This window comes from Proteiniphilum propionicum (genome assembly GCF_022267555.1).
GTDB lineage: Bacteria > Bacteroidota > Bacteroidia > Bacteroidales > Dysgonomonadaceae > Proteiniphilum > Proteiniphilum propionicum.
This window is the reverse complement of the sequence record NZ_CP073586.1, coordinates 2,479,564-2,493,006: the sequence shown is the minus strand read 5'-3', so window position 1 is coordinate 2,493,006 and position 13,443 is coordinate 2,479,564. Positions and strand designations below refer to the sequence as shown.

Below are 13,443 nucleotides of genomic sequence, written 5' to 3'. Positions count from 1 at the left end.
TTGATATTTATAGCGTGAGCGCATTTTTTAAATTATTAAGAGCTCTTTCGAGGACCTTCCTTGATGTGCCTACATTGAGACGCATAAAACCCTCCCCTCCCGGGCCGAAAATGGATCCGTCGTTTAGCGCCAGCTGTGCTTTGTCAACAAAAAGCTTAACCAGCTCATGTTGTGGTAGCTGCAGTGAACGGCAGTCGAGCCACACTAAAAATGAAGCTTCCGGCTTTATAACTTTTATCTGTGGAATAAATTCACTTAAATAACTGATTACGAAATTGACATTACCCTGCACATATCTGATCATCTGATCGAGCCAGTCCTCGCACTCATCATATGCTACACGGGTAGCAGTATAGGCAAACAGAGTTCCCTGATGCAGCTCACGCGGTTGGAGATAGGCAAGGTATCTCTGGCGTATCGTCTTGTTGGTAATTACAGCGAAGGAGCTTACTATGCCTGCTATGTTGAATGTTTTGCTGGGTGCCATCAATGTGATGCTATTGTCTGCAGCCATGTCTGAAACGGTGGCGAAGGGGGTGTGACGATATCCGGGTAGTGCCATATCGGAATGTATCTCGTCTGAAACAACCAGTATATTGTTGCTGTAACATAACTCAGAAAGCTCATAGAGCTCATCGGGTGTCCACACTCTGCCGCCCGGGTTATGGGGATTGCACAGGATAAACATCTTACAGCTGTTTTCTGAAACAATCTTCCGGAGCCCGTCGAAATCCATCCTATAACCGCCATCGTCAAGTATAAGGGGGTTATTAACCACCTCTCTTTCAAGCGCCTGCGTCACCAGTCGGAAGGGATGATATACAGGCGGTTGTATAATAATCTTATCTCCCTTAGAAGTGAATTCATCGATGGCGAAGGCAAAACCTTTTACCACTCCGGGTATGAAGTTGATATCTTCTTCCGCGACCCTCCAGTCATGGCGTCTTGACAGCCAACTGACAATGGATGCTGTATAGGCATCGGAAGGGAGGGTATAACCAAAGATGCCATGCTCAACCCTCTTTATAAGTGCATTTGTTATTGCCGGGGGCGACCTGAAGTCCATATCGGCTACCCATAACGGTATAAGATCGTCGCGACCGAAAATGGCCTTCATCTTTTCAAGCTTAACACTGTCGGTGCTGCTTCTGTCAATAACCTCATCAAAATTATATTGCATGTGACTCTGATTGAACTATAGTGTGTATGAGTGCTAGAAAACACTCTCAATATGTTTATTATTCCTAGCTTTTTTACCTCCGAAATTGAGCGACTCCACTTTCATACCTATCAAGAACTGATGAGATATAATCTTTGTATCCAGCAAATTGACATTAGTCCGGCAGTAATCTCCAAGATAGCCTGTACGCAGGGTTATGTTACCCATTGGGATATCAACAGTGAAGTAGTTCCGAAGCGACCAGCGGTTATGGAATGAGCCTAGATGGACGGTTCCCTTGTTGTTGCCAAGAGTGAATATTTCGTAATATGAGTGCCCGTACTCGGGAGAAAAAAATATGCCCAGGAAGGGTGTGGAAAGTTGCCAGCGAAAAGTGATGTTTTGCCAGTTGTACACAGCCATAGCTGAGAGGTTAAGGTTTAGGGATGTTTTAAGGGAACCGGGATTGTTGGTATTCCTTTCGTTGTAGATGCCTCCAAGCGATGCCTCCCCTCCCCCGCCGCCATAGAGAAGGAAACGTGATGATCGGGCAACAGGATAATAACCGCTTAAAATGTAATCGAGATTGCCGTAGTACTCAGAAGCTGAAGCTGTTGGGTTTTTGGTGATTGCTACCTGTATGCTGAACTGTTGCTGAAGAAGCATGCTTCCATTGAAATGGCGCGTTGCTCTGATGCGGTCGTGCAAAAGTGTCATACTTAAACCGTTGTATGTGAGAGGAGACAGGTAAGTATCGTCAAGAAAAGTCTTTCCAACGCCAAAAAGGGTAGATTCATTTACCGTTTTGAGCGGTGTAAAAGTGCTATTATCCTGAGAAAACAGCGCACAGAAATAAAAAAAACATAGGCTTACCAGTAGCGGTACTATTTTCATTGGATAGCATATTTAAAACCGGATAATATATTACACTCCGGATTCAGTTTCTACTCTGTTAGTCGAACAACTTCATCTGTCCCGTGATTTCATCGATAAGATCGATATTTGAGATATCGCTGTCGCCGTTCTCGTCATCAATCTCGACCTTCATAGATACCTGTCGCTCATTTTCGGACTCTGGAAAACGTAAAGGTTCAAGCTCTTCCACTTTCTCAACCTCGAAGTTGGAGATGCGTTTACCTTTTGCCCTGTAACTTTTGACCCCGATAAACTCATCGACATCTATCTCTATGGGCTCACGGAAATCGTCGTTACCGCCAAAGATAGCTTTTACCCGCGGATAAACAACATCTGTGAGTAAAAATAATTTCGATTCTGGGTTTTCTCCTAGAAAATTGAGCGGTTTTTCAGATGCTTCGAAGGTGAAACGCTTGAGGTAAGCATATCCCTGATCGGCATCGAACAGTGCCGCAGACCACACTTTGCCCTCATCGAACTTCTCAATATGATAAAGGTTGGACGGGAAATGATTGCTGAGATCAAAATTGCAGATATGGAAATCGCCATTCTTTTCAATTACCAGTATCATGTCATCGCCCTGAAACTCGCCAAGAAACTTGCCGCTGCCCTCGTAGTTGAGCCTGAACACATCGGGGTCGTACCATACTTCACGACCTCCCAGGGTTGAGACGCCCTTGTGTTTCAACTGAATGCGGTGAACCTCGGCCTTGGTGAGGATATTCCCCATTGCCTGTTTTCCCTTGATATCTATTTCACTGAAATCTTTCTCAAACTGCAGGATACGCAAACGCGGCTTTGGTTTAAGGGTTACCTTGATTGTTTCGGCCTCACCATTGGGGTTTACACTGAAATAGGCGATGCGGGATCCAGCTTTTCCTTTAGTAAGATCGTACTCCTTGTCGCGCGTAACGCCGGTAATTGCAAAACGTTTGATGTAATGAGGTGATATTTTCCCATCACGGTAAACAACGTTGTAGATAGTGCGTTTATCGTTCTTCTTGAAAACTCCCGCATAGAGGATGCCTTTACCTACGAACATCTTTTCGCTTACTTTTACCACCTTATATTTTCCATCCTTGAAGAAGACAATGATATCATCGATATCGGAACAGTTGCAAATAAATTCATCTTTCTTCATTCCGGTGCCGATGAATCCCTCTTCGCGGTTAATATAGAGTTTCTCGTTGGCTACAGCTACCTTCACAGCCTCGATACTTTCGAAACTGCGAATAACGGTCTTTCGGGGATAGTTTTTGCCGTAGCGTTCCTTGAGTCTGAGATACCAGGAGATTGTATAATCGACCAGTTTATCGAGGTTATGGTTTATCTCATCGATATCATCAAGCAGTTTTGCTATCAACTCATCGGCCTTGTCGGAATTGAATCTCAGGATACGTGCCATCTTGATCTCCATGAGCCTGAGGATATCATCACGGTTGATCTCGCGAATGAATGAAGACTTGTACGGCTCAAGCCGATTATCTACATGCATTACCGCGGCATCCATATTTTTGGCATTCTCAAATTCCTTATCCTTGTAGATACGCTCTTCGATAAATATTTTCTCTAACGAAGAGAACAGAAGTGCTTCTTGCTTTTCGTTTTTATCAATCTCAAGTTCCAGGCGAAGCAGTTCTTTTGTCCTGTCGACAGATGCCCGCAGGACATCGCTTACAGTGAGAAAATGAGGTTTATCGTCGCTGATAACGCAGCAGTTGGGAGAGATACTTATCTCACAGTCGGTGAAAGCGTAAAGTGCGTCAATGGTTTTGTCGGAAGAGACACCGGGTGCGAGCTGAACATGTATCTCAACATTTTCAGCTGTGATATCATCTACCTTCCTGATCTTTATTTTCCCTTTATCGTTGGCCTTTAGGATGGAGTCTACCAGAGCGGCAGTATTCTTTCCATAAGGTATATCTTTTATGACAAGGGTTCTGTTGTCTAACTTTGTGATGGTTGTCCTGACCTTAACCGATCCGCCTCGTTCACCGTCGTTATATCTCTCCACATCGATGAATCCGCCTGTCTGAAAATCGGGATAGAGCTTAAACTCTTCGCCGCGGAGGTATGAAACAGCAGCGCTGCACAGTTCGTTGAAGTTGTGAGGCAAAATTTTTGAAGAGAGGCCCACTGCAATACCTTCGGCTCCCTGTGCTAACAGCAGCGGAAATTTTGCAGGCAGTGTTACAGGCTCCTTGTTACGGCCATCGTATGAGGTTTTCCACTCTGTGGTCTTGGGATTGAACAGTACCTCCAGAGCAAACTTAGTCAGCCTTGCCTCGATATAACGAGGTGCAGCAGCACCGTCGCCGGTGAGGATGTTTCCCCAGTTTCCCTGACAATCAACTAACAGCTCTTTCTGTCCAATCTGTACCAGGGCATCACCTATTGAAGCATCGCCGTGCGGGTGGAACTGCATGGTGTTTCCGATGATGTTGGCCACCTTATTGTATCGCCCGTCGTCCATCCGTTTCATAGAATGAAGAATGCGCCGCTGAACAGGCTTAAGACCATCGGAAATATGAGGTACAGCCCTCTCCAGAATTACGTATGAAGCGTAGTCGAGAAACCAGTTCTGATACATCTTCGAAAGGTTGAGCGTACTCTCGTCGCCCAACCTCACAGGTACTTTGGAGCCGGATGGGGTTTTGGAAGAGAAAGTGATCTCCTCCACATCATCATACTCGTTGTTGTCAGTAATATCGTTGTTGTCAGGTAATTTAGGAGACATATATCAATTTAATAAACGAAATTTCAAGTGGCAGGCTTGGTTGCCGGCAATCGAAAAACCGTTCTTATTATGGCCTTGTTTTTGTTTGAAAAATTGCTCAAAGATATAGAATTTAGGGATAATTTCAAAATAGAAAAAAACAGGAATTGTTGATGTGGCATTAATTTCGTATCATCAGCCAACTCCTGTTTCAGGATATTTATTATGAAGATATTTCTGTCTTTTTCAGAAGGTCCAATCCTTTGATGTTGCTTCTTTACGGGGTTCTACAGGCACGGTGGTTTTGGTTTTGACAGGTGCGGTAGTGGTATTTTGCACTCCGGAGCCTTTGTAGTATTGCATCACATTTGGCATAATCATCTCAATGTTTGCAATGCGCTTACTGTCTGTTGGGTGAGTGCTAAGGAACTCGGGAACATTTGCACCCCCTGAACTTTGTGCCATTCTTGTCCAGAAAGGTACTGCGATCTGTGGGTTATAGCCTGCCATAGCCATGATAATTAGCCCTATCTCATCAGCTTCATACTCCTGCTTGCGGGCGTAGGGCATCATAACGCCAAACTGAGCACCAAGCCCGAATACTGTGTTGCCTAGTTGTTTGGTGGCCTGCGAGTTACCAAGAAGTCCACCGGCAATACTGCCTCCGTAATGCAGAGCCACTTGTTGACTGAGCCTCTCGTTGGAATGACGGGCAAGCACATGTGCTATCTCGTGCCCTATAACCACTGCCAGTGCATCTTCTGTCTGAGTTACAGGCAGCAGGCCGGTAAAAATAACCACTTTACCACCGGGCATAGCAAAAGCATTTACGCTATTATCCTTGACAAGGTTAAATTCCCAAGAAAAATTCTCAAGTTCAGATTTATAACCTTTATTGGTATAGAATGTCTCTACTGCGCTGGCTATACGACTGCCAATGCGCGTTACCATCTTGGCTTCGTCGCTGCCCCTCTCCACGGGAGCAGTACGCATAAAATCCTGATACTGCTGCAAGCTTAAAGCAATAACTTCCTGATTTGATACCAGTTGCAATTGTCTTCTACCAGTAAATGGAACGCTGCTGCACGATGCGAGTAATAGCATCATTAAAAACAGAGCAAATGAGAATTTTGCTACTCTGTATGAATTAACTTTTTCCATAGTTGTTGCTTATAATATGATTTTTCCCTGTTGAATACATTTTTAAACCTCAATCAGTGAACAAAAGTATAAAAAAAACTGAAATAATTAATCAGATGACTGCTACTTAATTAAACAGTTTTCATCAAAAGATGTTTGCTGTTTCGATCTCTTCATAGCTTACCGCTGCCACCTATTAAACATTTTTCCTCAAAAGAGGTTTAATTTTCCGACAGTTTTCAAATGAAAATTTGGAAAAGGTAGAATTGAAAAAAGGTAACTTATAATCCCGTATTATAAGTTACCTTGAAAAAATAGCGTATTGTCAGTGAACACTATTTTCTTAGTCTGTTAAGTGAGCGGATTAGGGTTTCATCAGCACCTATCTTGCGAATGGCAAGGATAGTGAAGATAATTGCTATGACAGGCATGATGATACCCACTCCTATTTTTTGAAACTGTAAGCTCTCGAAGGGATACAGTTTAAAGATGATAAAACCGGAATAGAGGTAAAAACCTACCATCATTACAATATTGAAGATGGATATGCGTATTTGCAAAATTCTGTGCCTGTAGAGGAAGACAGTTATCAGTGCCAGCACCGCGCTGATAGTACCAATAGCGAACAGGCCCCAGGTAGAGTCGTTGATTTCGCCGTTAACGTAGATTCCCATCGCTTCAAATACAACGCTGTCACCATTATACATAAAAATGGCAAGAGGTGTAACAGTAGCGACAAGCATGGCGGCAGAAGCCAGAAGTAAAAAAACCGTTTGTATCCGTTGCAGCATATTATCCGAACATTTCTTTTTCCTTAGCAGGGTTGCGATAATAGATCTCGTTTTCATTCCACTCCTCAATGGCAAGCAGTGAGGGTTTTGGAAGCTTTTCATAGAAACGCGAAATCTCTATCTGCTCATGATTTTCAAATACTTCTTCCAGATTATCGGTATATGAAGCAAATTCCTGCAGTTTTGCATCAAGGTCCTGCTTCATCTCAATAGAGAGCTGATTAGCCCTCTTACTGATGATCATAACCATTTCATATACGTTTCCTACGGTTTCAGCGAGTTTCATCACATCGCGGGTTTCCGTATTTGAGCTTGCAGCAATTTTTCTATAGTCCATTATTATTATGTATATTAATTGTTTTCTGTTGACGTGAGTGCCTGTGAACAGGGAGTGGTGGCCTGAAGAAGGATACTCACATGAATATCATGTTGTGGGCAGCACTTCAATCTTTTTTTGAGCTTCGCGGTAATACTCTTCCGCCTCTTTGGTGTACTTCCCTTCCGGGAATGTGTTTGTATAGTTGAAAAACTCATCAACAACCATACGGTAACGTTCAGGCTGCGTTTTAAGTGTACTGCGCTGAGCATACTCGTAACGGGCCCTAAGGATGGTGATCTGATACTCCTCCAGATATTTTGAATAGGGGTAGATCTTCATTGCCTCGCGTGCAGTAATAACTGCAGACTCGTAATTATTACCCATATAGTTGCCGAGATTCAGGTATAGCCTGGCCGACATAAGCTCTTTATAGGCCAGCTTCTCCTGAAGCTCGAACAGATAGCCCTTTGCCTGTTCGGAACGTTCAGTCTGTGGATAACGTTCAATATATTTTTGAAACTCAGCAATAGCCGTATATGTTTTTGTCTGATCCAAACGGGCATCAGGCGAATCGAGATACATGCCATAGGCTGAGTAAAACATGGCAGGCTCGGCATAAGTACCGTTGGGATAAGTAGTGTAATAGGTTGTAAACACCTGCGTAGATGAAATATAATCTCTTGAATTATAATGGCTCTGAGCCAACAGATACAATGACTCCTCGGCCTCTGACGTACCTTTCATGAAGGCTACAAGCTCTTCAAGTAGTGTGATTGACCGACTGTATTTACCCTCTTCGAAGTATTTTTTCGCATAAGTGTACTTCAGGTTTCTGTCGGTACTTTTCAAAATTTTATTGTACTCATTGCAGGAACTCAGCACCAAGGCAAGCAGTAAAAAATATACAGATTTTATTCTCATCTCGTTACAAGTCGGTTTTAGACCGCAAATTTACTGAATCTTTCTCATTAATAGGCAAGGGATGACCGATTTTATTCAATTTTAGGAATTGGATGCAACAAAATTCAATATGCTTTCGACATATTTACGGTCGTTAGATAGTCTTGGCACCTTATTCTGGCCTCCTGCTCTCTCTCTTTGTTTCATCCAGCTGTAGAAAGCGCCTTTTTCAACCGGCCTTACTACTGGGAGGCCTAATGAAAGATTATAGGAGCGCTTGGCTTCATAATCGGAATTGAGCTTTTTAAGGCTTTCATCCAGCACTTCCACAAACATGCCCATATCAGAAGGATAGGTATCAAACTCTACAATCCATTCGTGTGCGCCGTTACTGTTATCGCCAAAATAGACCGGTGCGGCTGTATATTCGGTGATTTTTGCACCTGTTTGACGGCATGCCTCGCCTACAGCCCTGTCGGCATTATCTACAATAAGCTCTTCACCGAAAGCATTTATAAACTGTGTTGTGCGACCGGTCAACCTGAACAGGTGGGGTGCGGTAGAGGTAAACTGAATGGTATCACCTAACTTGTATCGCCACAAGCCGCCACTGGTACTTATCACCATTGCATACTGCTTACCGGTTTCCACACCGCTAAGGGGTACTATTTCGGGATTTTCCTTGTTCCACTCACCAGCTGGTATAAATTCGTAATAGACCTCATTGTCGAGTAAAAGAAGTAGATCGCCTGAGCCAGGCGAATACTGAACGCCGAAGAATCCTTCCGAAGCATTATAGGTCTCCCAGTAGTTCATTGTTCCCGAAGGGATGATCTTTTCGTACTGTTCCCGGAAAGGGGGAAAGCTAACACCTCCATGAAAAAACACTTCAAGATTCGGCCATATGGTGGTAATGGAGAGTCCTGTCTCATCTACAATTTTTTTCAGGAGTACCAGCATCCATGAAGGTACTCCAACCAAAGCACGTATGTCGGTATGAATAGCATAATCTGCAAGCTTTTGCAGTTTCTCCTCCCAGTCGGGCAGAAGTGCAATTTTCTCTGGAGTCCTTCTCCTTTTCACTGCCCGGGGCAGATTCTTCATCAGTATTGCCGAAATATCTCCGGTATAAACACCTTCGCCAATATGGTTCACTTGTCGGCTACCACCCATAACCAGCGTTTTACCCAAGATAAAAGCCGTATCGGGGTGATGTGCCGAATATGATCCAAGCATGTGGTAGCCGGCACGGTAGTTCCCATTGAACAGCGATTCGCGTGTGACAGGGATATACTTGCTTTTGTCCTCGGTTGTTCCTGACGACATGGCGAACCATTTTACCGGGGTATCCCATAGTACATTTTCCTTTTTGTCAACAATGATCATCCTGAGATAGTCGCGTAACTCCTCATATGATATAAGCGGGACCCTAGCACGAAAATCCTCATCGTTGAATACTTCATTAAAGTTTTTTTCATGCCCGTAGAGGGTATTCCTGCCGTGTTCGAGTAAATATTCGAGAGTTCTTTGTTGGGTACCGAAGGGATCCTCAATAAATTTCTCCACCGGTTTGTAATAGGATGTAAGTATAGACCTTGCTATTTTTCGAATCATTCCTTTCCTGTCTATTGTTTTGCAAAGGTAGACAGGAGTTCCGGAATACAAAAAAATAAAATCACAAATAATGAAAAAAATTATCCTATATGGCTTATTTTACGAAGCCGGTCTTCGTCAATTATCTTTATTTTACGTCCATCAATAGCTATTATGCGTTCATTTACGAAGTTGGAGAGTGTCCTTATGGCGTTAGATGTTGTCATATTGGAGAGATTTGCCAGATCTTCACGGGCAAGGTAAATATTGATGGTGGCACCATCTTCCTCCAGTCCGTAACTCTCTTTAAGGAAAATCAGGGACTCTGCAAGCCGTCCGCGTACATGCTTCTGTGTGAGGTTTACTACCCTCTGATCAGCAATACCCAGATCAACAGACAACATTTGAATGAAAAACATTGCAAGATTGCCGTTCTTGCGGAGAAACTTCTCAATCAGTTCCATAGGAATCATGCAGACTGTGCAAGCTTCGAAAGCCGAAGCGGCAGTGACGTATGGCTCACGGGCGAAATAGGCCCTGTAACCGAAATATTGCACTGGCCCTATTATTCTGATTATCTGACTTCTGCCACCTACTCCACTCCTAAAGATCTTAACCTTGCCCGAAAAAAGGCACATCAGAAATTTGGGTATTTCATCCTCGATATATATGAGATCATTTTTTTGGAACTGTAGGACCCGGGCATTGCTGCGCAACTGTTCACGCTCAACGTCAGAAAGTATCCTCCAAATGTCGGGCAGTGTAGAGGATAAATTTATCACATCTTTCTTCTTTCCCTGCATTAATGTTATAAAACTATGTTCTAAAACACAAATGTAAAAGTTTTTTTGCAATTAATAACAAAAAAAACAATATTTTTTTCTTTTACAGTTTTAAATATAAAGTTCATTCTGAAATAAATTGTGTTAAATAGTTTTATCACCCGGTCATTTTTTTCAGTAAAACAAAAAATCATGTAAATTTGTATGCGTATCTATCAAATATCTTTTATTAATAGTTATAGCTACATAGTCTGCCCGGATCATATTGTACCCGAGAAATTTCTAACTTTCGTGCATGCAAAAAAAAAATATCATAATTATTTTTTTTCTTTTTAGCTCAATGTTCAATGCTTTGGCAAATGATTACGATTTGCCAGAGGATACAATACTGAGCAGGGCAATGAGTGCTGCCGAAAAATACAATTATCTGGTTGACAGCTACTCGGCTGAGGTTTATACGAGAACGTATGTACAGACTGTGAAAAAAAACATGCTATATAAACATACACGCCTGATTCCCAATTTTGTTTTGCACGACCCCTACAACGATGAAGCTCTGATTGAAACTATAAGCGATTTCAGATATGAATTTCCTAACAACTACATGCGTGATATTAGACATGTTACAGGAACACTCATTGGAAGAAAGGATATTGATATGATACCTTTTGAGCTTCTGAACATTAATATTTATGGTGAGACCACCAACGATGAGAGCTTCTTTATGCCTATAAGGACAAGCACATCGAAATATTACAGGTATAACATATACAGTACATTTAATGAGAACAATAAAACCTACTACATTATTCAATTCAATCCTATCTACGAAAATCCAAAATTGCTGAAGGGATCGTTTACCGTTGAGAAAGGTACATGGCGAGTTATTTTCTTCAGAGGAGAGGGATTGGGTATATTCTCCGATTTCTCATTTGAGATAACAATGGGAGATGAGTGGGTAACAAACTACCTTCCGGTGAGCTTCACTATATACCAGACTTCATCATACCTTGGCAATGTGCTAGCAAGCAGGCATCTGGCAAAGATCGACTACAAGGAGATAGAGCTTCGTCAACACACAGAGCCAGGGAAATCGCTCAACATCAGCGATATATATATGGTGCGCCTAGATTCGGTGCCGGTAAGAAGCGACTCTCTCTTTTGGAATGAAAAAAGGCCCATCCCTTTGCAGGCAATGGAGAGAGACGTGATTGCCGAGTATAACCGGAGGCAGAAGGAGAAAGAGGAGCGAAAGGCAAATGGAGAATTGGATGGAAACCGCAATATTGCCCAGCAGGTAGCACAACGTATGGTGATGAATTCAAATTACAAGTACATGTCAACCGGTATAGGATACTCGGGATTACTAAACCCGCTGATGCTTGGATATACAACAAACGATGGTATTACCTATCGCCAGAAGCTCTCGTTCAACATAGATCTGAAAAAGAGCCGTTCGGTTAATATAAATGCATTTGCAGGGTATATGATCAGACGCAGGGAGTTTTTTACGGACCTGACAACTACTCTGAACTACGAACCTTATCACTTGGGAAGCACAACCATTTCTATAGGAAACGGGAATCCCACATACAGTTCATTGTTTGTGGAACAGATTCAGGATAGCCTGAAAAACCACGGACTAGCTTTTGAAGATATATCCATGAACTATTACAGGGATTATTACCTGAAAATATTCAACACCCTGGAGGTGACTAACGGACTGCTTTTACAGACGGGAATTGATTATCACATACGTAAAAATAAAAACAGCCGCGCTGTGCTTCGATCTACTAACGAGGAGAGCGAGCATATTGAGAATCTGTTCGTTAACAGAAAGTCATTTGCCCCGTTTATACGTATCAGCTGGACCCCGCAGCAATATTACAGGTATGAGGGGAGGCAGAAGATATATGTTCGCTCCGATTATCCGACCTTTAAACTTGAGTTTTCAAGAAGTATAAAGGATTTTCTGGGTAGCACATCTCAATATAACCGCATTGAACTGGATATAAGCCATAATATTCCATTCGGGCTGATGAGTTCACTACAGTATCATATTGGTGCAGGACGATTTGTTAACCAAAAAACTGAGTACTTTCTCGATTTTGTCTATTTTTCCAAAAGCAACTTCCCCGAGAACTGGGACGATGGACTGGGCGGGGGCTTTAATTTGCTTAGCAGGGACCTGTACAACGCGTCTGATACTTATATTCAGGCACATGCAATGTTAGAGACACCTTTTCTGATACTTAAGAATATTCACTTCATATCTGACTTCGCCGACAAGGAAAGGGTGTACTTTAGTCAGCTTTACACACCGCAAATAAAATCATACAGCGAGCTGGGGTATGGTATAGGAAACAGATTCTTCAATGCCGGGTTGTTTGTAGCGTTCCACAAGACAGGGTTTAAAGAGGCTGGTGTACGTGCTGCATTTGAGTTTTAATAGTTTAATTTTTGAGTCCCCTCCGATAACTCTTTTCTACTGAAAATTTTCCAAAATTATCATTGATTTTCAGCGAGTTGAAAACTATTAAAACCGGATTTGGGGATTTTCGGAGCAGACTCATTTTTGCATTTGCCAATTCAATGAGCTAACACCGGCTAATATAGCATACGTTGCTTTTTCATTCTCTTTTAGTATCTTCCTGAAAATTTAGTATTTGTTCATTTAGTAGCATCTACCCATTAAATGAGTGAGTTCTTCACAAAAATCTCTTTTTTCCCGATCGGAACAAAACATATATTGATCTTTAATATATTATAAATAATCTTTGTTAATTCTCAGAGGTTTCAAAGAAGGTTCATGCAAATATGGCTAAATATATGTATGGCATACTGATGACTTAGTGGGTTGTTGTTGCACGGGAAGAGCAGGTACTGCAGTAGTATGCGGTACTAAAGTGGTGATAAGTTTTCCCGATCTTCTTAATTGACAATGGCAGTATTGTAGTAGGATGCTGTGTTAAAAAGAATCCCCGGATATGGTCAGCATATTTTACTCTTTGTTTAGAGTTGAAGAAGGTGAGAGGTGAAGTAAGAGGTACGTATTGATTAATGAGGAAAGTTAGTTGTGAGAAATGAACAATGCAGAATAGTTGTGATTAGTTGTGAAATGAGAGATT

The 13,443-nt window shown here is 42.2% G+C and carries 10 protein-coding genes; 1 reads left to right on the top strand and 9 read right to left on the bottom strand.

What is annotated here, in order from left to right:
* Positions 1-7: 7 nt before the first annotated feature.
* The 9 genes from KDN43_RS10130 to KDN43_RS10090 all read right to left on the bottom strand — a co-directional run bounded on the left by KDN43_RS10130 (position 8) and on the right by KDN43_RS10090 (position 10,336).
* Positions 8-1,180 (bottom strand): MalY/PatB family protein, encoded by a 1,173-nt coding sequence (locus KDN43_RS10130; RefSeq protein ID WP_238865878.1) that lies wholly within the window; start codon positions 1,178-1,180, stop codon positions 8-10.
* Positions 1,181-1,213: 33 nt separating this feature from the next.
* Positions 1,214-2,053 (bottom strand): DUF3316 domain-containing protein, encoded by an 840-nt coding sequence (locus KDN43_RS10125; RefSeq protein ID WP_238865875.1) that lies wholly within the window; start codon positions 2,051-2,053, stop codon positions 1,214-1,216.
* Between the two features lie 58 nt (positions 2,054-2,111).
* On the bottom strand, positions 2,112-4,811 hold the full coding sequence (locus tag KDN43_RS10120) for a DNA gyrase/topoisomerase IV subunit A (protein WP_238865873.1): 2,700 nt from the start codon (positions 4,809-4,811) through the stop codon (positions 2,112-2,114).
* A 225-nt stretch (positions 4,812-5,036) separates the two neighbouring features.
* A complete protein-coding gene (locus tag KDN43_RS10115; RefSeq protein WP_238865871.1) occupies positions 5,037-5,951 on the bottom strand; it encodes a M48 family metallopeptidase in 915 nt (304 codons plus the stop codon).
* A gap of 314 nt (positions 5,952-6,265) precedes the next feature.
* Positions 6,266-6,721 carry a DUF4293 domain-containing protein gene (locus KDN43_RS10110; protein WP_238865869.1) on the bottom strand — a complete coding sequence of 152 codons (456 nt, stop codon included), beginning with the start codon at positions 6,719-6,721 and terminating at the stop codon, positions 6,266-6,268.
* Position 6,722: 1 nt separating this feature from the next.
* On the bottom strand, positions 6,723-7,058 hold the full coding sequence (locus KDN43_RS10105; RefSeq protein ID WP_238865867.1) for a DNA-directed RNA polymerase subunit omega: 336 nt from the start codon (positions 7,056-7,058) through the stop codon (positions 6,723-6,725).
* 87 nt (positions 7,059-7,145) lie between these two features.
* Positions 7,146-7,961, bottom strand: coding sequence for an outer membrane protein assembly factor BamD (locus KDN43_RS10100; RefSeq protein ID WP_238865865.1), 816 nt, complete (start codon positions 7,959-7,961; stop codon positions 7,146-7,148).
* An 81-nt stretch (positions 7,962-8,042) separates the two neighbouring features.
* A complete protein-coding gene (locus tag KDN43_RS10095; RefSeq protein WP_238865863.1) occupies positions 8,043-9,554 on the bottom strand; it encodes a GH3 auxin-responsive promoter family protein in 1,512 nt (503 codons plus the stop codon).
* Between the two features lie 80 nt (positions 9,555-9,634).
* Entirely contained in the window at positions 9,635-10,336 is a 702-nt protein-coding gene (locus KDN43_RS10090) for a Crp/Fnr family transcriptional regulator (RefSeq protein ID WP_238865861.1), read from the bottom strand.
* A 274-nt stretch (positions 10,337-10,610) separates the two neighbouring features.
* On the opposite strand from KDN43_RS10090, the gene KDN43_RS10085 reads away from it, so the two are divergent.
* On the top strand, positions 10,611-12,764 hold the full coding sequence (locus KDN43_RS10085; protein WP_238865859.1) for a DUF5686 family protein: 2,154 nt from the start codon (positions 10,611-10,613) through the stop codon (positions 12,762-12,764).
* Positions 12,765-13,443 lie beyond the last annotated feature (679 nt).

Excerpts from the sequence above, each read along its gene's own strand:
- KDN43_RS10130 (WP_238865878.1), bottom strand. The coding sequence starts at position 1,180 with ATGCAATATAATTTTGATGAGGTTATTGACAGAAGCAGCACCGACAGT.
- KDN43_RS10125 (WP_238865875.1), bottom strand. The coding sequence starts at position 2,053 with ATGAAAATAGTACCGCTACTGGTAAGCCTATGTTTTTTTTATTTCTGT.
- KDN43_RS10120 (WP_238865873.1), bottom strand. The coding sequence starts at position 4,811 with ATGTCTCCTAAATTACCTGACAACAACGATATTACTGACAACAACGAG.
- KDN43_RS10115 (WP_238865871.1), bottom strand. The coding sequence starts at position 5,951 with ATGGAAAAAGTTAATTCATACAGAGTAGCAAAATTCTCATTTGCTCTG.
- KDN43_RS10110 (WP_238865869.1), bottom strand. The coding sequence starts at position 6,721 with ATGCTGCAACGGATACAAACGGTTTTTTTACTTCTGGCTTCTGCCGCC.
- KDN43_RS10105 (WP_238865867.1), bottom strand. The coding sequence starts at position 7,058 with ATGGACTATAGAAAAATTGCTGCAAGCTCAAATACGGAAACCCGCGAT.
- KDN43_RS10100 (WP_238865865.1), bottom strand. The coding sequence starts at position 7,961 with ATGAGAATAAAATCTGTATATTTTTTACTGCTTGCCTTGGTGCTGAGT.
- KDN43_RS10095 (WP_238865863.1), bottom strand. The coding sequence starts at position 9,554 with ATGATTCGAAAAATAGCAAGGTCTATACTTACATCCTATTACAAACCG.
- KDN43_RS10090 (WP_238865861.1), bottom strand. The coding sequence starts at position 10,336 with ATGCAGGGAAAGAAGAAAGATGTGATAAATTTATCCTCTACACTGCCC.
- KDN43_RS10085 (WP_238865859.1), top strand. The coding sequence starts at position 10,611 with ATGCAAAAAAAAAATATCATAATTATTTTTTTTCTTTTTAGCTCAATG.